This is a genomic window from Streptomyces roseicoloratus (genome assembly GCF_004117935.1).
Lineage (GTDB): Bacteria > Actinomycetota > Actinomycetes > Streptomycetales > Streptomycetaceae > Streptomyces > Streptomyces roseicoloratus.
Window position 1 is genome coordinate 16506 of sequence record NZ_SDOY01000070.1, and the last position, 19158, is coordinate 35663.

The window sequence follows — 19158 nt, forward strand, 5'->3', positions numbered from 1 at the left end:
GCCTGCCGGAGTTCCTCCGGCAGGCCCCCTCGTCGTGTCGGGCGCCCTACAGGGCGCGGCAGAGCAGGGCGTCGGGGGTCTTGCCCTTCGCCCAGGCGCCGGTGAAGGCGATCCCGGCGGCGTACTCCGTGGTGGCGCACTGGCCCTTGTAGTTGCCCTGGGCGAACTCGCCGCCGGGGTCGCCGGCCGGCCGGTTGTCGCCGCGGTCGAACCACACGGTGCGGCCGGTGACGGGCAGGGCGCGGGTGGCGGGGGCGCAGAGGGCGGCCGAGACGGCCTGGCCGCGGACGCTGTAGCCGACCAGGAACCGGTCGCGGGGGCACTGGAGTTTGCTGTACCCGGAGGCCCAGTCGCCCTCCTTGACGTGGCGCTCGTCCGTGACGACGGTGAACGCTCCCGTGGGAGCGGTGAGCCGGGCCGCTCCGGCGTCGGCGCACAGGCCCCGGCCGTCGCGGTGGGCGAGTCCGAGGAGCCGCTGCCCGTCGGGGCAGACGCCCTTGCGGGCGCCGTGGTCCCAGTCGCCGCCCGCGCGGGCGCGGAGCGACTGGACGGCGTCCGCGTGGTCGAGGTTGAGCTGGTCCCAGGTGTCGGTGACCGGTACGGGGCCGGTCTTCGCGGGTGCGGTGACGAGCCGGGTCCAGTGGGCGGCACGCCAGTCGTCCCCGTCCAGGACGCCGGAGCGGCGGCCCTGGGTGTCGTAGTCGAGGAGCTTCCATCGCCCGTGGCCGGTGAAGCCGACGAGGGGCCAGTAGGCGAAGTCGGCGTCCGTGGCGACGAGGTGGTCGACGAAGTTGCCGAACCAGGCGCGGCCCTGGGGGCCGGTCTCGTCGGCGCCGATGCCGAACTCGCTGATCCACACGGGGGCGGTGTAGTGCCGGCCGGTGTCGGCGGAGACGAAGAAGGCCTGCCGGTCCAGGGTCGCGAACAGGTCCTCGCGTGACAGTTCCTGGTAGCGCTGGTCATGGGTCTCGCCGGTGCCGGTGGCTCCGGTGTGGTGCGGTCCCGTGTACCCGTAGAAGTGGGCCGAGTAGACGAGTTTGTCGGAGGCGACGAGGGTGTGGGAGAGGGTGCGGGCGGGTTCGAGGGTGGGCCGCCCGTGTGGGGTGATGTCGGTGGGGATGCCCTGCCAGTTGATGCCCTCGACGATGACGAGGAGGTCCGGGTTCGCCTCGGTGAGGAGGCGGTCGCCGAGCCGCTGGGTGGCGGTCCACCAGTCGTGGTCGTTGCCCCAGCCCCAGTTGGCGTCGTCCGTGACGGTGCGCCGGACCTCGTTGTAGAGGTCGGCGCCGACGACCCGCTGGTTGCCCTGGTAGCGCTTGGCGAGGAACAGCCAGTCGTTCTCCCACTGCGCGGTGGACTGGCTGGTGTTCCAGCGTTCGTTGCCGTCGAGACCGCAGCACCAACGGGAGGTGTTGGTGTGGTTGTTGAGGATGACGGCGAAGCCCTCGGCGGTGGTGGCGGCGACCACGGCGTCGAAGACCTGGAGCGGCGTGCGGCCGCGGAGCCGGGGATTGGCCGCGACCGCCGCGTCGGGGACGGGGCGCTGGTCGTGGAGCATCTCGTTGGAGAAGGGCAGCCGGATACTGTTGATGCCGAGGGCGTGGAAGTCGGCGAGGATGGTGGCGAGGGGCGCCCGGTCGAGGCCGAGCGGGAGCTGGTCGGACTTCTCCGCGTCGTGGTGGTTCGCCGGGTCGGCGATGTCGCCCGAGCCGTTCCACGAGCCCTGCGCGCCGTGCCAGTTGCCGGACTTCAGTTTGAAGCGGGCGCCGTCGGCGTCGACGACGTACCGGCCCCGGGTGGACAGGGGCGGTCGCCAGCTGTCGGCGAGGGCGGTTCCGGCCGGGCTGACGGTGCCGGCGGCCGTGGTGGCCGTGGTGGCCGTGGCGGAGAGGGCGAAGGCGGGTGCCGCGGGTGTCGCGGGTGCCGCGGCAGCCAGGAGGGCCGCGGCGAGCGCGGCCCCCAGGAGTGTTCTCTTCACGGTGTCCTTCGATGGGTGAGGGTGTCAGCCGGCCGCGGGGCCGGTCCAGTCGGCGGGCACGTGGGCGAGCCGTACGCGCTGGGGGTGGTCGCCGACCTCGACGGAGGCGACCCGCCGGCCGGTGGCGAAGTCGATCGCGCTGACCCGGTCGGCGCCGCTCTCGGAGACGACGCAGGAGCGTCCGTCGCCGCTGACGGTGGCCCAGTACGGCTTGGAGGTCTCGACCAGCGGACCCTGGGCGAGGGTCGCGCGGTCGACGACGGTGGTGTAGTCGTCCATGGTGCCGGCGACGCACAGCTTGCCGCCGTCGGGACTCATCGACAGGCCGTGGTGGCGGGAGTCGTTGACCCACTTCGTGCGGTCGGGGTCGGTCGCCGGGTTGCCGGGCAGGGCCTTGAGGCGGGTGATCCGGTCGGTGGCGACGTCGTACTCGAGGAAACCGTTGAAGAAGGAGACCTGGAAGTAGATCTTCTTCTCGTCGGGCGTGAAGACGAGGGGGCGCACGGCGTCGGAGAGGTCGCCGCGGCCGAAGGCGTCGAGCCGCTCGCGCATGTCGATGACACGGACGGTCTCGAAGGTGTCCGCGTCGACGACGGTGATCCTCCGGTCACCCTTGGTCCAGTCGAGCCAGGGGGCGTCCAGGGCGGTGGTGACCTCGCCGATGGACATGTTCCAGAGCAGTCCGTCGGAGGTGAAGACGTTCTCGTGGGGTTTGTCGCCCGTCTTGAAGGAGCCGAGCTGGCGGCCCGTGACGACGTCGAGGACGTGGACGGTGTTGGCGGTGGAGGCGGAGACGGCGACGCGGGTGCCGTCCGGCGAGACGGCCATGTGGTCGGATCGGTATCCGGCCACCGGGAAGCGCCAGTTGATCCGTCCGGTGCGCAGGTCGACGGAGACCACGTCGGCGAAGCTGGGCCGGGAGACGACCATCGCGGAGCCGTCGGGCGTGGCGTACATGTCGTCGACGAACTGGTCGTGGCCCTCGCCCGGCCCGTTGCGCACTCCGAGGAAGAACGCCAGCTTGATCGGGTCGAGACGGATCTCGCGCATCCGCTGGTCGCGGTCGGGGATGACGTTCACGCGCCCGATGCGGCGGAACTCCCCGCGGGACTCGATGACGTCGGCGGTGCCGTCCCAGTTGTTGCCGACGAACATCACCTCGCGCAGCCCGGCGGCGGTGCCCGCCGTGTCGCCGCCGGTCGGGACGGCGGCCGCCGGTGCGGCGGCGGCACCGGAACCGGCGAGGGCGGCGAGCAGGGCGAGCGCTGCGGCGAGGGGGCCGCCGATCCGCCGGCGACGGCCGCGCGGGGACCGCGGCACGGGTTCGGGGAAGGGGGTACGGGGAGAGGGCATGGGGGTTCCTTCTTCCGGCTCCGGACAGGGCTTACCGGCGGTAAGCGCGCGAGGCTCCCCCGAGGGAAGCATGACCGTGCCGCGCTCAACAAGCCCTCGGAGCCGCCCTGTTACCCCTGAGTACGACGTCCGGGCACAGCAGCCGCACAGGGCCTTCACATCGTCCACAAATAGGCTGGTAGCGGCCCTCCCGACGGGTGCGGGCTCGGGCAGAATGCGGGACGACGGGGACGGTCGGGCACGGTGGTACGGGAGGCACGGTCTTGCCGGTGGGGTCCTTGGCCATGGCATGGTCGCGGTCCACGAGATGGTCGCGCGCACTGCGGCGGTCGAGCGGCGTGGGCTCGGCGCTCCCGCGCGCCCGCTCCTTCATGATCCTCACCACGCTGCTGTACCGCGCGAGCCATCTCACCGTCGGCGTCGTCGCCGTCGCCCAGCGCGGCGGCCGGCCGGTGCCGTACCTCGGGATCGCCGCCGCGCTCGGCCTCAGCGTCCTCGTGTACGGGACCGCCCTGCGGCGCGGCTGGTTCGACGTCCGGCACGTGGCGGCGGACGTCCTCGTCACCGGCTGTCTGCTGCCCTTCGCCGTCTACGCCTGGGGCGGGCTGCGGGAGACCCCCGCGATCGGCTGGGCGATGCTGCTCGGCGGTTCGTCCAGCGCCACCGCGGCCATCGCCCTCCGCCGGCCGCACGCCCTCGCCGCCGTCGCCGTGCTGGTCGCCACCCATCTCGTCGGCTACGAACTCGTGGGCGCCAGCCCGGCCGTGCTCGGCGGACACCTCAACTCACTGCTCTCCTCCGCGGTGATGGCCTGGGTCATGTGGTGGTACCTGCGCCGCCAGGGCCGGCTGCTCGACGAGGCGAACGCCCGCGCGCTCGCCGCCGAGGCGCAGAAGGCCCGTTACGCCGAACGGCTGGACCACCACCGGGCGCTGCACGACACCGTGCTCGCCACCCTGACCACGCTCGCCGCCGGTGGTGTCGACGCCAACGCGCCCGAGGTGCGCGAGCGCTGCGCCCGCGAGGCCGCCTATCTGCGGCGGCTCATCCAGCAGACCGCCGAGGAGGTCCACCACCCCGAGATGGGCGCCGCCCTGGAGGAGGCCGTCAGCTCCGTGGAGTGCCTGCGGCTGCGGGTCACCGCCCAGTACCACGGACTGCCCGAGGTGCCGCCCGCGGTCGCCGCCGCGTTCGCCGACGCCGCCCGCGAGGCCCTCAACAACGTGCGCCGCCACGCGGGCACCGGCCACGCCTACCTCACCGCCACGGGCGACGCCGGCGGCGCGGGCGCCGTCGTGACGGTCGTCGACCGGGGCCCGGGCTTCGACCCCGACCGCCACGTGCCCGGCTTCGGCCTGCGCGGATCCGTGCACGCCCGGATGGCCGAGGTGGGCGGCCGCGCCGTCGTCGACACGGCGCCCGGCGAAGGCGTACGGGTGGAGCTGCGTTGGCCGGCGTGATCACCGTGGCGGTCGTCGACGACGACCGGATGCTCCTCGACGGCATGAGGTCCTGGCTGGGCTCCGTACCGGAACTGCGCCTGGTGGCCACGGCCGGAACGGTCGGCGAGCTCCTGGCCGTGCCGGCGGGGCCCGCCGGCACGCCGCCCGACGTCGTGCTGCTCGACCTGGTGCTCCGGGACGCCTCCGCGCCGGCCGACAACATCCGGCGGCTGCGTGCCGCCGGCAGCCGGGTCCTGATGATCAGCACCGTGCCCGACCGCACCCGGATCATCGAGGCGCTGCGCGCCGGCGCCGACGGCTATCTGACCAAGGACAACGACCTGCCGACCCTCGTCGCCGCCGTCAAGGACGTGGTGGCCGGACACGGCGCCCACTCCCCCGAACTCGCCTTCGCCTGCGCCCATGACGACAGCCCCTCCCGGCCGAAGCTCTCGCCGCGCGAACGGCAGGTCCTGCTCGACTACGCCTCGGGCCTGACCCTCAAGTCCACCGCCCGGCGCGCCGGGATCACCGTGCACACGGCGAAGGACTACCTCGACCGGGTCAAGGCCAAGTACCAACAGGCCGGCCGCCCCGCGTACACGAAGATCGACCTCGCCCGGCGCGTCCGCGAGGACAGTCTCGACGCCGGGTGACCCCTCCCCGCAAGCCCCCCAAACGGACGGCTGCAGCGGGAACCCGCCGCTTTCTATCGTCGTCCCCGGCGCGCCGCCGAGCGGGGCCGGAGTGGGAGGGGCAGATGACGAAGCCGCACGCCTGTACCGACCCGGCCCGGGGGGAGCTCGTGGGCCGGGGTGAGGAACTGAGCCGCCTCACCGAGGTCCTCGGGGAAGTCCGTTCGGGGCGCGGCGGGGCGGTCGTCGTCAGCGGTGAACCGGGTGTGGGGAAGACCCGGTTCGCCGCCGAGGTGATCGCCCGGGCGAGGGCGGCGGGGATGCTCGCGGTCAGGGGCGGGCCGGGGACGGTCGACGGGGCCGTGCCCTACCGGCCCCTGATCGAGGCCCTGCTCGCCCTCGCCCGGACCGGACGGCTGCCCGCACCGGGGGAACCGGGCGGCCACGGGCGGATCCTCGCCCGGCTGCTCGGGGAGAGCGGGGGCGCCCTCCGGGGCGGCGAAGGGGACGGGGACGCCGGAGCCGGAGCCGGAGCCGGAGCCGCGGGCGCCGGAGCCGGGAGCGCCGGAGGGGACCGGGAGCACGGGGGCGCCGAAGAGGGCCGGGAGTACGGGGGCGTCGGGGGGGACGGGGGCGGGGACGGCGCCGGAGCGGTCCGTGCAGGGGCCTCCGAGGTACCGGCCCTGGCGGCCGCCGAGGCGATCCTGCGCACGATCGCCGAGGCGGGCGGGCGGCGGGGGTTCCTGCTCGTGCTGGACGACCTGCACGAGGCGGACCCGGGAACCCTCGCCGTCGTCGACTACCTCGTCGACCAGCTCGCCGCGCTGCCGGTCCTCCTCCTGGCCACCACGGTTCCGTCACGCGGAGCGGAGCACGGCGCGGTCGCGGCCCTGGCCGCCCGGGCACACCGGCACGTCACCCTGGCGCCGCTCGCCCCGGCCGACGTGCGCCGGCTGGTGCTGGACGAGTTACGGGCGGGGCGCCAACAGCCGGAACGGGAACCGGACCTGGCCCGCCGGGTGACCGCGCGTGCGGTCGACGAGTGCGGCGGACTTCCCTTCGCCGTGCGCGAGTTGACGAGGGAGTCGGCCGCGTCGGGCAGGCGTACGGAGGTGGGGGTTCCGGCGGCGGTCGCGGCGGACGTGCTGTACCGGGCGGGACGGCTGGGCCCCGACGCCACCGGGCTGCTGGGCGTGGCCGCGCTGTTCGGGGACGCGTTCGCCGTTCCCGCCCTCGCGTGCGCCACCGGCCGCGCCGAGGAGGAGCTGGCGCCGCTGCTGCGGGCCGCGGTCCACGCCTTCCTCCTCGTCCCGGACCCGGAGGATCCCGAACGCCTCGCCTTCCGTCACGCCCTGGTGGGCCGGGCCCTGCGGGAGGGCCTGTCCCCCGCGGACCGCACCTGCGCCGCCCGCCGGGCCGTACGCGCGATGGCCGGGGCCCACCCGGGGCTGCCGGGACCGTGGTGCGCCCGCGCCGCGGCGCTCCACGCGGCGGCGGGCGACCCGGCGGAAGCCGTCGCGCACTACGCGGAGGCGGCCCGCCGGGCGACGGCCGTGGGTGACCCTGACCGGGCGCAGGCCCTCCTCGGCACGGCCCACGGCCTGCTGTCCCCCGCCGTGCCGCCGGAGGACCGCGCGACCGTACGCGAACTCCTCCTGGACGCCGTCCTCGTCACCGGCCGTCTCGCCGCGCTGCCCGCGGACGCCCTGGACCTCCCGTCCGACCTCCACGGCCTCCCGGCACCCCGCCGTGCCGCCCTCCACGCCCGCCTCGCCCACGCCCACACCCTCGCCGGCCGGCCCGAGGCGGCCCTGCGCCACCTGGACCTGGCACGGTGGCTGCTGGGATGCGTCGGCTGGGCGGGCGGGGCCGACGGGGTCGGCGGGGTCGCCGCGGCCGGCCGACCGGGAGGGTTCGGCCGGCTCGGGAGCGCCGGCCGGCTCGGCGAACTCAGCCGGCTCGGAGGTCTCGACGAGTTCGGCGCTCCCGGGCGCCCGGGCGGACCCGGGGCGCCCGGCGTGGCCGGCGGCGCCGGCCGGCTCGGGATCCTCGCCCGGCCCGGTGAGCCCGCCCGGCCGGACGAACCCGGACCTCCCCGTGAACCGTGCGGCTCCGGCGACGGTGCCGAGGCCCGGGCCCTGGTCGTCGTGGAACTGTCCGCCGCCCTCGTGGAAGCGTCCCGGCTCGCGCCCGAGCGGCTGCGCACCGCCGCCTCGGCGGCCCGTCGGGCCCTCGCCGCCGCCCTCGCGGCGGGCCTCCCCGAGCTCGCCGGACAGGCGCTCCTCGCCCTCGGTCACCTCACCCAGGACACCGACGCCGGCACCGCGGCGCAGCATTTCGCACGGGCCGGGACGCTCGCGTCCGGCCCGGCGGGCACACCGCTGCGGATCGCGGCCGACGGCGGCCTCGCCCGGCTCGTGATGTGCCGGGACGGGGCGGCCGCCGCCGTCGAGGAGGTCCGGCGGGAGGCGCTGCGGGCGGGACTCGGGCCGCAGGCACACGAGTCGGGGTTCGCGCTGGCGCTGGACCGGGTGCGGCGCGGGGACTCGGCGGCGGCGCGGGAGCTGATCCGGGACGGCGAGGCCGACGCGGCGCGCCGGGGCCTGGGGCGGTCGGTGGCGCTGTGGCGGCTCGCCGAGGCGGTGCGCGCCGCGCACCGGGGCGAGCGCGAGGAGCTGCGGGAGGCCCTGGAGCGGTTCGAGCCGGTGGCCGGCGCGGCGCCCGGGCTGCGCGCCATGGAGTTCGGGCTCGCCCGGGGCTTCTGCTCGCTCCTGGAGGAGGACCGCGAGGCGGCCGAGCGGGAGTTCGCACAGGCGCTCGCGTATCACGCGGAGAATCCGGCCACCGGAGACTTCGGCAGGTACGGGGTCGCCCTGCTGTGCGGGGTGCTCGCGGGGCGGGCCGGGCGGCCGCACCACGACCGCGCGACGGCGGCGGGTGCCGGCGGGGCCCGGTGGAACCGGTCGTTCGCGGGTCTCGCGGACGCCGTACTCCTCGGCCGGGAGGGCCGTCCCGAGCGGGCGACGGCCGCGGCCGCGGCCGCCCTGCGGGCCGCCGCGCCCTATCCGCTGGCCCGGCATCTGGGCCTGCGCCTGGTGGCCCGGGCCGCGTACGAGGACGGCTGGGGCGCGCCGGCGGAGTGGGCGCGCGAGGCGGAGGAGCACTTCCACGGCGCGGGCCTCCCGGCGGTCGCCGGCGCCTGCCGGGCGTTGCTGCGGTCGATGGGTGCCCCGGTGCGCCAGCGCCGGTCGGGGACGGAGCTGGTGCCGCCGGGACTGCGCCGCTGCGGGATCACGGTGCGCGAGTTCGAGGTGGCGCGGCTGCTCGCGGAGCGGTTCGGCAACCGGGACATCGCGGGCCGTCTGCACATCTCGCCCCGGACGGTCGAGAAGCACGTGTCGAGCCTGCTGCAGAAGACCGGTCACCCGAACCGGGCGGCCTTCGCGTCGGCGGCCCGCGAGCTGGTGACGGGCGGCGCCCGGTAGACACGGTCCGACGCCGGCCGCTCCGTCGCCCCTCGCCTCAGCCCCGTACAGCCCCCGCGGGAGTCGCTACGCGTACCACCCGGTCGAAGTCGGGATCGAGGTTCTCGTCGCCGTGGTGGACGACGAGCAGGGCGCGGCCCGCGGTGCGTTCGCGCAGCAGGCGCAGGACGAGTGCCCGGCTCCTGTCGTCGAGGTTCGCGAAGGGCTCGTCGGCGAGGTAGGCGTCCGCGTCCTCGCAGAGCAGCGCGCCGATCCCGGCGCGCTGCCGCTGGCCCGACGACAGCTCGGCGGGCAGCTGTCCGGCGTGGGCGTCGAGGCCGAGCGCGGCGCGCAGGACGGGGTCGGGGACGAGCTCGCGTACGGGCAGCGGCGGCAGGTCGACGGGGGCGGTGAGGCTCGCGACGCGGGGCGGCAGGGTGACGGTGCCGTGGTCGGGCGCGAGGGTGCCGGCGACGACGTGCAGGAGGGTGGTCTTGCCGCAGCCGTTGGGACCGCGCAGCAGGACGTGCTCGCCGGCGTGCTGGACGAAGTCGGGCAGGACGAGTTCCCGGGCATCGGCCCCGGCCCGCTCTCCGGCCCCGGCCCCGGCCCGCGACCCGTCTCCGTCCCGGGCCGCGTCCGCGTCCCGGTCCCGGGCCTCGTCGCCGTAGCGGATCCGGGCGCCGTGGATCCGGATCAGCGCGCCCTCCTCGTGGTACGGGGCGGCGGGCGTGCCGCGCAGCGACTCGATGCGCTGCAGGACGGCGGTGCTCCGCCGGGTCTGCGGGATCGTGTTGACCAGTTCGAAGACGCCGGTGACGGCGCGCCAGAGCGAGTTGACGAAGGCGAGGAAGCTGCCGAAGGACATCCGGCCGGAGAAGACGAAAAACGCTCCGATGACCATCGACGCCGTGTCCGAGAGGTTCATGACGAGGTCGCTGAGGGTGCGCTGCTTCTGCGCGAGCCGGTGGTTGGTGAAGGTGATGCCGAGGAAGCCGCCCAGCGCCTCCCGGTTGGCGGCGCGGGTGGCGGGCCGCAGGGCCGGCAGGCCGCGCAGTGCGTGGAAGGCCTCGAGGGTCCGGGTGAGGATCTGGACGTAGCGGGCCTCGGCCTCGCGTTCGGCGTCGGTGTTCTTCGCGATGCGCTTGGCGAGCCGGTTGCTGATGAGCACGAGCGGCGGCACGATCACGAGGAGGACGAGGCTGGCCTGCCAGGACAGGTAGAGCAGCACGCCGAGGAAGACGGTGGAGGCGACGGCCTGACGGGCGATGCGGATGCTGACGTCGACGGCCGGCAGCACGCCCTCGCGGACGTCGTTGTGGATGCGGCTGACGTACGAGGCGCTGCCCGGACCGGCGAGCCGCCGGCCGTCCAGGTCGAGGGTGCGGGCGAGGAGTTCGGACTCCAGGGCGAGCACGAAGCCGTTCTCGAAGCGTTTGCGCCACCAGGCGGTCCAGTACCCGGCGATGTTGAGGGTGAGACCGAGCAGCAGGTAGCAGCCGCCGAGGAGGAGGAAGCGGCGGAAGTCGGCGGTGAGGATGGCCTGGTCGAACAGGGCCTTGAGCAGCAGCGGGTGGAGCAGGGCCTCGGTGCCGCCGGCGACGGCCTCGGCGGCGAGGATCGCCGTGAACGGCGCGCGGTGTCCGCTCAGGGTGCGCCAGAGCTGGTTCACCGGTCCACCTCGTCGAGGAGGAAGTCGGCGGTGGCGCCGGTGCGGACGCGGTGGAGGACGCGCAGGACGCCCGCCGAGCCGGTCAGGTAGTCGGTGGAGCAGCGCAGCAGCCCCTCGCCGGGGACGCCGAGCGGGACGGGGCCGGGCGCTCCGTCCGATCCGGACGCCTCTGCCGGTTCCCGCGGCACGCCGAAGCGCGCCGCGGGCTCGAAGAGGAACACCTGGCGCACGTAGTCGAGTTGGCGCAGCGCGGTCTCGCGGTAGCCGCGGTCCTTCGTGAACTCGGCGGCGTCGAGCAGCGCGTCGGCGATGCCGCTCATGCCGAAGGACAGGCCGGGCAGGACGGAGTGGCCGACGTCGAGGCCGCGGAGCACGGTGCGGGCCGTGTCGAGGTCGCCGTAGCGCAGCAGCACGCGGGCCACTCCGGCGGATCCCACCTCGTGGTAGGGCTCCATGGTGCCCTCGTGCTCGAACATGACCGGGCCGCCCTCGTCGTCGATGGGGCGGGCGTGGGCCGTCTCCCAGGCCAGCGCGGCCCGGCCGAGCCGTAGATGGCGTTCCTCGCCGGTGACCTGGTGCATCCGCAGCAGGAACAGGGCGACGCCGGCCTGGCCGAAGCCGAGCCCGGTGAGCGGCTCACCGCGCGAGAAGGCGTTGAGCCAGTAGGCGCGCGGGCCGTCGCGGTGGACCGTGTCGTGGAGGGCGTCCGCGCAGGCCCGGGCGGCGCCGAGGTCGCGCGGGATGCGGTCGCGGCCGTGCAGGTGGAAGCGGAGGTTGGTCATGCCGAGCCCGGCGAGGCCGTAGTAGAAGGTGTGGTCGGCGGCCTCGGTCCCGGCCGCGCGGACGCGCCGGTTGGCGTGGTCGAGGAGTTCCCTGGCCTCGTCCCTGAGGCCGAGGGTGTCGGCGGCCCAGGCGATGCCGGCGAGGCCGCTCATCAGCCCGTCGGGGTACGGCCGGGTGTCGAGGCCGGTCAGCCGTCGGCGCAGCCAGGCGCGCCACTCGTCGCGCACGGGTACGCCGGAGGCGTGCAGCGCCCACAGCACGCCGCTCGCCCCGAAGCCGAGGCTGAGCGGGTTGGTGACGTGGGCGAACGGGTCGACGGGGAAGAGCGTGGCGCGTTCGGTGCCGGCGACGGCGGTGACGAACGCGGCGACGCCGGCCTCGGCGGCGGCGAGGGCCGCGGGCTCGGCGGGCCGGGTTCCCGGGCCGCGCACCTGGTCGATCAGCGCCTGCTCGTCGGCCAGGGCGTCGAGGACCTCGTCGAGGCCGATGCGGGCGGCGGCGAGGCCGGTGATCAGTTCGTGCAGGCGCGGGGGCCAGCCCAGGTCGTCGAGGTAGAGGCGGTAGCTGTCGAGGACGTCCTCGCGGAGGTACGACATGGCGGCTATCGGGAAGACGAAGTAGGCCATGGTGGTGGCGAGGGCGAAGAGGTCGCCTTCGAAGCCGAAGGCCTCGTAGGTGTGGCGGGAGAGGCTGAAGCCGGGGGTGAACAGCTCGACGGGCCGGTCGAGCCCGGAGCCGTGGTCGCCGCCCTCCCCTTCGGTGTCGGGGGCGTCGTCGGCGAGCCGGCAGGCCTCCAGGTCGACGACGGTGACCTCGTACGTGACGGGGTCGACGAGCAGGTTGGCGGCGGTGAGGTCGCCGAGGACGACGTGGCGCCGGTGGGCGGCCCGGACGGCGCGGGCGAGGCTGCGGAAGACGGCGAGGAAGATCCGCAGGAAGTCCTTGGAGCGCTCGACGTCGAAGCCGGGACGGGCGAGCGGGTTGCGTTCGAGGAGCACCGCGCGGATGTCGGAGCCGTCGACGAACTCCTCGGCGATGTAGTGGTGTTCCCAGTGGGTGAACCGCGCGACGGGCGCCGGGAAGGCGCCGGTGCCGGCCAGCCGGTTCAGGAAGCTCCACTCGCGGGCGAGGATGTCGACGGCGTCGTGGTCCTGGCGGGGATTGGGGTTGGTGTGCGGGCGGGCCTCCTTGAGGACCACCTTGCGGTCGCCGTCGGCGGTGTCCTCCGCGGTGTACACGCCGCCGCTGTTGGAGAACTGGATGGCGCCGGTCACCCGGAACCGCCCGCCGAGCAGCCCGTCGTCGGTGCCGTCGGCGTCCGCTTCGCCGGCCGCGCCGGCCTCGTCACCGTCGCCGGCCGCGCCGGCCTCGAAGTCGGCGGGCTTCCAGTCGGTGAAGGGCCACGCCACCCACCGGGGGTGGGCCTGCCCGACCCGCCGGTCGTCGGGCACGGGCGTCCCGTCCGGCCCGGTGACGTGCGGGACCCGCCGCCCGAGCACGTCGACGCCGTGGGTGTCGAGGAACTGGCCGTAGCGGAAGTAGAGCGCCTTGCTGTCGCGGTAGCGGAGGTCCGACAGGACGTACGGGCCCTCGGCGCCCTCCAGGAGCCGGGCGAGGTCGGCGAGGCACGAACGGAAGCGCTCCTCGTCGCGCGGGTACACGGTGACGAGCTTGCCGCCGCTGCCCCGGGCCATGCCCTTGGAGTTGAGCATCTCGAAGATGTTGAGGTCGAGGGCGATCTTGAAGTCGTCGCCGCGCTCGGTGAGATAGCCGATGACCGTGGCGGCGACCTCCCGCACGTTGCGGTGGTGCGCCGAGACGTGGATCTTCCAGCCCTGCGCCGGCAGGTCCGGGTCGTGCCGGTGGCTCCACCAGATCCCGCTGCGGACGAAGCGCGCCCGGGTCCGCTCGTCGAGCCCGGCGAGGAAGTGGTCGTCGCGCGGGATGTAGTGGACGTCGAGCGGATCGAAGAACAGCGTGTCGTTCCAGGCGAAGAGGAACCGGTTGACCCATCGTTCGTTGCGCATCTCAGCCTCTGCTCAGCCCTCTGCGTTCGACAGGAAGTACGGGTGCACGGCGGTGCGCGTGCACGGAACGTACGGACGTACGGGATGACGACGTACGGGAGCACGGTGTACGGACCACGGCCGCTCCGGGAGCACGGCCGTACGGGAGTACTGCCGGCACGGAACACGGCCGGTACGGGAGCACTGCCGGTACGGGAGCGCGGCCAGTACGGGAGCACGGCCGGCACGGGAAACGGAGACGCGGGATCCGCGCGGAGGTGCCCCGTGCACCCCCGCGCGGATCACCGCCGGATCACACCGGCTTCGTGCTGCAGCAGTTGCTGCTGGAGCTGGTGAGGCTGACAACGGCCGCGCTGCTGTTGGCGACCGTGGGGTCGAGCTGCTGGAGCTTGAGCACACTGCTCATCCGGATCATCTCCTCGCTGTGCGGGTGCACCGCCGGGTGCACGGGAATCGGGTGTCGGTACCGGCCGGCCGTCCGGCACGGCCAAGTCTTCGCCGTCCGCCGCCCCCGCACATGGGAGTTCCGCCCCCATAATCCGCCCCGCGCGGGGCCCCGGGAATGGTGGGGTGTGCCGTCCGCTATCCTCACGCCACCGACCACCCTCAGACACGAGAAGACCGACCGTGGACGACCGGATCGACCGGATCCGCACCAAGCTCGCCGCGCTGCCGACCTCGCACGAGGCGACCCTCGACCCGCCCCTCCCCGAGGAACGGGTCGCACGATTCGAGGACGCGCACGGCGTCCGCCTGCCGGAGGAGTTCCGGCGGTTCCTCACCCGCGTCGGGAGCGGCGGATACGGCCCCGACCACGGGCTGCTGCCCCTCCACCGGTGGCAGGCCTCCGCCGGCGACGTCTGCGCCGGACGGCTCTCCGCCCCGTTCCCGGTCGTTCCCGACCTGGACGTTCCCGAAGGGCCGGAACCGAACGAGGAGCTCGTCGGGGCCTTCCCCGGCACGATCACCGTGGTCCACCGCGGGTGCAGCGACTACACCCTGCTCGTCGTCACGGGACCCGGCCGCGGCCGTCTGGTCGAGGTCAACGCCGAGGGCTTCTTCTCCCCGCGGTTCCACAGCGACCCCGATTTCCTCGCCTGGTACGAGCGGTGGCTGGACTTCGTCCTCACCGGACACCGGAGCCTGAACCGGTTCGCCGACCAGATGGCGGGCGGCGAGGAGGAGCTGGTGGCCACGCTCCTCGGTGACGCGCTGCCCGCCCGGCGTCGGGCGGCGGCGTACACGTTCCTCACGCACCCGCGGCCCGGCCCCGCGCTGCCGGCCACCCTGCTCCGGGCCTACGAGAGGGAACCGCACCCTGCCGTCAGGGAAGGGATCCTTCGCGCCATGGCCGCTCAGGGAGAACGCGGCCGCGCGCTGCTGGCGGCCGCCCTCGCGGACGAGGTCGCCAAGGTGCGGTCACTCGCCGCCGTCCTCATGACGGTGTCCGTGGCCGAGGGCCGGTGGCCCAGCGCGTCCGGGCGTCGGGCGCTCGCCGAACGGCTCGCGGTCGAGGAGGACCCCTCGGTGCACGAGACCATCCGGCGGATGCTCGACCGGGCACCCTAGGCGTGCTGTCCGGAGAGGGGGGCGACGCGGGTCCGGAAGAAGCGCTCAGGCCCTCACTTTCGGACCTCGGCCCTCGCTCACGCGGGAAGGCGGCGGCGATGTCCGGATCTGCGGGTCGCATGACATTGCCGCCATCCGGGGCCGGTTCGTAGCGTGGACGCACGGCCGCCGGGCCACCGCGCGACGCGGACGCGGCCGGTTTCCCGGCCGTTTCTCCGACCCACGCCCCGAGAAGGGACACCCATGTCCGTCAGCATGCCGTCGACCAGCCTGCGCGAGCTCAGCGGCTTCGACCAGACCCCGGCCTCGCTCGCCGCCTCGACGCTGATCCTCGTCGACTACCAGAACACCTACACCCGGGGCGTGCTCGAGCTGACCGGCTGGGAGGCGGCGCTCGACGCCGCCGCCGAGCTGCTCGCCAGGGCCCGGGCCGCCGGCGCCGAGGTCGTCCACGTCGTCAACGACGGCGGCGCGGGCACGCCGTACGACATCCGTGCCGAGATCGGGCGGATCCATCCCCGGGTGGCGCCGGCCGAGGGCGAGCGGGTCGTGGTGAAGACCGCGCCGGACGCGTTCGCCGGCACCGTTCTCGGTGAGGTGGTCGACGCCGCGGGCCACAAGGACGTGGTCGTCGCCGGGTTCATGACGCACATGTGCGTGGCGTTCACCTCGGCCGGCGCGTTCCTGCGCGGCAACCGCCCCACGGTCGTGGCGGACGCGTGCGCCACGCGCCCGCTGGCCACGCCGGGCGGGGAGGTCTCCGCCGAGCAGCTGCACCTCGGCGCGCTCGCGACGATCGGCGACGTGTACGGGGTCGTCGTGCCCGACGCCTCGGCGCTCGGCTGAGCAGGCGCGACGCAGGGCGGAGGCGGGTCAGAGACGGCGCAGGACGGACACGACCTTGCCGAGGACGACCGCGTCGTCGCCCGGGATCGGCTCGTAGCGGGGGTTGGCCGGGTTGAGCCACACGTGCGGGCCGTCGTGGGCGAGTCGCTTGACGGTGGCCTCGCCGTCCAGCATGGCGGCGACGATGTCGCCGTCGTCGGCGGTGTCCTGCGCGCGCACGACGACCACGTCGCCGTCCTCGATGTGGGCGTCGCGCATGGAGTCGCCGACGACGGTCACGGCGAAGAGCCGGCCCGCGCCGACGACCTGGGCGGGCAGCACGAGGGTGTCCTCGACCATCTCCTCCGCCGTGATGGGCACACCGGCCGCGATGCGGCCGACCAGCGGCACGGTCACCGCGTGGCGCTCGCCCTCCCGCTCCAGCCGGCTCTCGCGGCCGTCGCCGGACGCGTCGGCGTCCGGCCGGGTGTCGGCGAGCACGTAGGCGCGCGGGCGGTGCGGGTCCTGGCGCAGGAAGCCCTTCTTCTCCAGGGCGCGGATCTGGTGGGAGACGCTGGACGTGCTGAGCAGACCGGCACCCGCGGCGATCTCGCGCATGGAGGGCGGGAAGCCGTGCCGCCGGGTGTGGGTGCGGATGATGTCGAGGATCTGCTGCTGGCGCTGGGTCAGCCCGTCGTGGTTGATCCGGGTGCCCGGCGGCCGGCCGGCACGGTTTCTGCCCATGGTCGGCCTCCGTTCTTCCGTTTCCGCGTCTTCTGCGTCGGTTCGTGTTCTGTCATGCCATGTCGCCGATGAGGGCACACTAACCCGGCCCGCTGACATCGCAGCAGGTCGGGTGGGGCGGAAGCGGAGGCCGGAGGGCGCGCCGCGTCACTCGAAGCGGGCCGGGTCGCCGGCTCCGCGCCGTACGATCTCGGCCTCGCCGTTGGAGAAGTCGACGACGGTCGTCGGCTCGGTGCCGCAGTCGCCGGAGTCCAGGACGGCGTCGAGGAGGTGGTCCAGCCGGTCCTTGATCTCCCAGCCCTGGGTCATCGGCTCCTCCTCGTCCGGCATGAGCAGGGTGCTGGACACCAGGGGCTCGCCGAGTTCGGCGAGCAGGGCCCGGGTGACGGCGTGGTCGGGGATGCGGACGCCGACGGTCTTCTTCTTGGGGTGCATCAGGCGGCGCGGGACCTCGCGGGTCGCGGGCAGGATGAAGGTGTAGCTGCCCGGTGTGGCGGCCTTGACCGCGCGGAAGACGTTGTTGTCGACGTGGACGAACTGCCCGAGCTGGGCGAAGTTCTCGCAGACCAGGGTGAAGTGGTGCCGGTCGTCGAGGCGCCGGATGGACCGGATCCGCTCGAGGCCCTCGTGGTTGCCGATCCGGCAGCCCAGCGCGAAGCAGGAGTCGGTGGGGTACGCGATGAGGGCTCCGGTCCGGAGGCTGTCGACCACGGTGCCGATGGTGCGCGGCTGCGGGGACTCCGGGTGGACGTCGAAGTACTTGGCCATTTTCCGACCCTACGGGATGCCCGGCGGGATCGTTCGCTCCCCGGGTCCGCGCCCCTCGGGGCGGTGACCGCCGCCTGGCCGTTGACAGCGTCGCCCCGGGCTTCCGATACTGACTGATGAGTCAGTCAGTAGGAGGGGTCGCCCGACCGTCCCGCCGTCACACCTGCCAGGAGCCACCGTGTCCGACCTCCCGACCGACCCGGTCCCGCGTGGCGACCGACGCCTCGCCGGCGGCGGGGATCTTGCGGACACCGGGTCGCTCACCGGTGGCGAGGCCGTCGTCCGCGCGCTGGCCGCGCACGGCGTGACGGACGCGTTCGGCATCCCCGGCGCCCACGACCTGGAGATCCTCCCGCACCTCGGACCGTACGGCATCCGGCACGTGACGAGCCGTCACGGGCAGGGCTCGGGCTATGCGGCGGACGCCTACGCCCGGGTGTCGGGGCGGCCGGGCGTCGCGATCACCACCACGGGGCCCGCGCTCCTGAACATCGCGGCGGCGGTGGGCCAGGCGTACTCCGACAGCGTGCCGCTGCTCGTGGTGTCGCCCGGCATGCCGCTGCGGCACCCACGGCAGTCGACCGGTCTGCTGCCCGGGATGCGGAGCCGGACCGACGCCCTGCGGGCCGTGGCCGCGGTCGGTCACCGGGTGTCGTCCGTGGACGAGATCGGTGCGGCGGTGGCCCGGGCCTTCACGCTGTTCCGTACGCGCCGGCCCCGGCCCGTCCACATCGAGGTGCCACTGGACCTGCTGGAGGCCGTCGAACCCGCCGGTCCCGTCCGTACCGCGCCGCCCGCCGGGCACGCCCTGCCCCACCCGGCCGCGCTGGCAGCGGCGGCGGACGCGCTGTCCGCCGCCCGGCGGCCGGCGCTCGTTCTGGGCGGCGGTGCGCGGGCGGCCTCGGCCGAGTGCCGGGCGCTCGCCGCGCTGCTCGGCGCGCCGGTCGTCACCACCGCCAACGGCAAGGGCGTGGTGGACGAGCGGCATCCGCTCTCGCTGGGCGTGTCCCTGCACAGCCCGGCCGTGCAGAAGTGGCTGGCGGACCGGGACGTGGTGCTCGCCGTCGGCACGGAGCTGGCCGAGTCCGACGTCTGGGGTCCGCTGCCGGCGCTCACCGGAAGCCTGATCCGGGTCGACCTCGACCCCGCCCAGATGTACGCGGGGCTCCCCGCGGACGTCCCGCTGGTCGGAGACGCGGCGCCGGTGCTCCGTGCGCTGCTCGACGCCTGTCGCGAGCGGGAGCGTGACACCGCGGGCTGCGACGACGAGGCCGACGTGGGCGCGCTCGTCACCGATCTGCGCACCACGCGCGACGACGAGACCCGTACGCGCGACGCGCGCTGGCGGCCGTATCTGCGGGCGATGCGCCGGGTGCTCGCCGAGGACGCCGTCATCACCTCCGACGGCGCCCGGTGCGGCTCCTACGGGGCGCTGCCGCACCTGCCGGTCGGGCCCGAGGGGCGTTTTCTGCACCCGACCGGGTTCGGCACGCTCGGCTACGCGCTGCCCGCCGCCATCGGCGCCAAGACCGCCTGCCCCGGCCGCCAGGTCGTGGCCCTGAGCGGGGACAGCGGACTGCAGTTCTCCGTGCAGGAGCTCGCCACCGCCGCGCAGTCGGGTCTGCCGCTGCCGGTCGTGGTCTTCGACAACGGCGGCTACGGCGGGATCCGCGAGGAGACGGCGGCACGCGGGGACGAGCCCGTGGCCGTCGGCCTGCCGTCCGTGGACCTGCCGGCGCTCGCCCGGGCGTACGGCGGGCAGGGCACCGTCGCACGCTCGCCGGAGGAGCTCGCCGCCGCCCTGTCCACGGCCCTGACCACCCCCGGCCCCAGCATCGTCACCGTTCCCCAGGAGTCCGCCCGATGACGCCCGCCGCCCAGGCCCCCGCCCCGGCCCC

13 protein-coding genes are annotated in these 19158 nt (G+C 74.7%); 6 read left to right on the forward strand and 7 right to left on the reverse strand.

From position 1 onward, the window contains the following. Window positions 1-46: 46 nt before the first annotated feature. Both ESG85_RS06395 and ESG85_RS06400 read right to left on the reverse strand, forming a co-directional pair. Window positions 47-1978 carry a glycoside hydrolase family 5 protein gene (locus ESG85_RS06395; RefSeq protein ID WP_128977053.1) on the reverse strand — a complete coding sequence of 644 codons (1932 nt, stop codon included), beginning with the start codon at window positions 1976-1978 and terminating at the stop codon, window positions 47-49. Between the two features lie 24 nt (window positions 1979-2002). Beyond that, the gene (locus ESG85_RS06400; RefSeq protein ID WP_128977054.1) at window positions 2003-3331 is read right to left on the reverse strand and encodes a YncE family protein; all 1329 of its coding nucleotides are present in this window, start codon (window positions 3329-3331) and stop codon (window positions 2003-2005) included. A 284-nt stretch (window positions 3332-3615) separates the two neighbouring features. Between ESG85_RS06400 and ESG85_RS06405 the strand changes: the two genes are divergently transcribed. From ESG85_RS06405 to ESG85_RS06415, 3 genes are all read left to right on the forward strand, one after another. Then, complete coding sequence (locus ESG85_RS06405) at window positions 3616-4791, forward strand: sensor histidine kinase (protein WP_128977055.1); 1176 nt, start codon at window positions 3616-3618, stop codon at window positions 4789-4791. Then, window positions 4788-5429: a response regulator gene (locus ESG85_RS06410; RefSeq protein WP_246094838.1), complete on the forward strand. Its 642-nt coding sequence runs from the start codon at window positions 4788-4790 to the stop codon at window positions 5427-5429. The genes ESG85_RS06405 and ESG85_RS06410 overlap by 4 nt, the downstream gene beginning before the upstream one ends. Window positions 5430-5533: 104 nt before the next feature. Further along, window positions 5534-8893 carry a helix-turn-helix transcriptional regulator gene (locus tag ESG85_RS06415; protein WP_128977057.1) on the forward strand — a complete coding sequence of 1120 codons (3360 nt, stop codon included), beginning with the start codon at window positions 5534-5536 and terminating at the stop codon, window positions 8891-8893. Window positions 8894-8930: 37 nt separating this feature from the next. Here ESG85_RS06415 and ESG85_RS06420 read toward each other — a convergent pair whose 3' ends face one another. From ESG85_RS06420 to ESG85_RS35445, 3 genes are all read right to left on the reverse strand, one after another. Then, window positions 8931-10544: an ATP-binding cassette domain-containing protein gene (locus ESG85_RS06420; RefSeq protein WP_219825164.1), complete on the reverse strand. Its 1614-nt coding sequence runs from the start codon at window positions 10542-10544 to the stop codon at window positions 8931-8933. Continuing rightward, a complete protein-coding gene (locus ESG85_RS06425) occupies window positions 10541-13354 on the reverse strand; it encodes a class III lanthionine synthetase LanKC N-terminal domain-containing protein (RefSeq protein ID WP_128977058.1) in 2814 nt (937 codons plus the stop codon). The genes ESG85_RS06420 and ESG85_RS06425 overlap by 4 nt, the downstream gene beginning before the upstream one ends. A gap of 292 nt (window positions 13355-13646) precedes the next feature. After that, complete coding sequence (locus ESG85_RS35445) at window positions 13647-13760, reverse strand: class III lanthipeptide (RefSeq protein WP_219825165.1); 114 nt, start codon at window positions 13758-13760, stop codon at window positions 13647-13649. 221 nt (window positions 13761-13981) lie between these two features. On the opposite strand from ESG85_RS35445, the gene ESG85_RS06430 reads away from it, so the two are divergent. Together ESG85_RS06430 and ESG85_RS06435 are read left to right on the forward strand one after the other, a co-directional pair. Further along, window positions 13982-14923 carry an SMI1/KNR4 family protein gene (locus ESG85_RS06430; protein WP_128977059.1) on the forward strand — a complete coding sequence of 314 codons (942 nt, stop codon included), beginning with the start codon at window positions 13982-13984 and terminating at the stop codon, window positions 14921-14923. A 255-nt stretch (window positions 14924-15178) separates the two neighbouring features. Continuing rightward, window positions 15179-15769 carry an isochorismatase family protein gene (locus ESG85_RS06435; RefSeq protein WP_128977066.1) on the forward strand — a complete coding sequence of 197 codons (591 nt, stop codon included), beginning with the start codon at window positions 15179-15181 and terminating at the stop codon, window positions 15767-15769. 27 nt (window positions 15770-15796) lie between these two features. Here the strand turns inward: ESG85_RS06435 and lexA are convergent, their stop codons facing one another. Together lexA and ESG85_RS06445 are read right to left on the reverse strand one after the other, a co-directional pair. Next, window positions 15797-16492, reverse strand: coding sequence for a transcriptional repressor LexA (gene lexA / locus ESG85_RS06440; RefSeq protein WP_246094837.1), 696 nt, complete (start codon window positions 16490-16492; stop codon window positions 15797-15799). 147 nt (window positions 16493-16639) lie between these two features. Continuing rightward, window positions 16640-17260, reverse strand: a complete 621-nt coding sequence (locus ESG85_RS06445; protein ID WP_128977061.1) for an L-threonylcarbamoyladenylate synthase — start codon at window positions 17258-17260, stop codon at window positions 16640-16642. 178 nt (window positions 17261-17438) lie between these two features. Between ESG85_RS06445 and ESG85_RS06450 the strand changes: the two genes are divergently transcribed. Further along, on the forward strand, window positions 17439-19127 hold the full coding sequence (locus ESG85_RS06450) for a thiamine pyrophosphate-binding protein (RefSeq protein WP_128977062.1): 1689 nt from the start codon (window positions 17439-17441) through the stop codon (window positions 19125-19127). The last annotated feature ends 31 nt before the right edge of the window (window positions 19128-19158 follow it).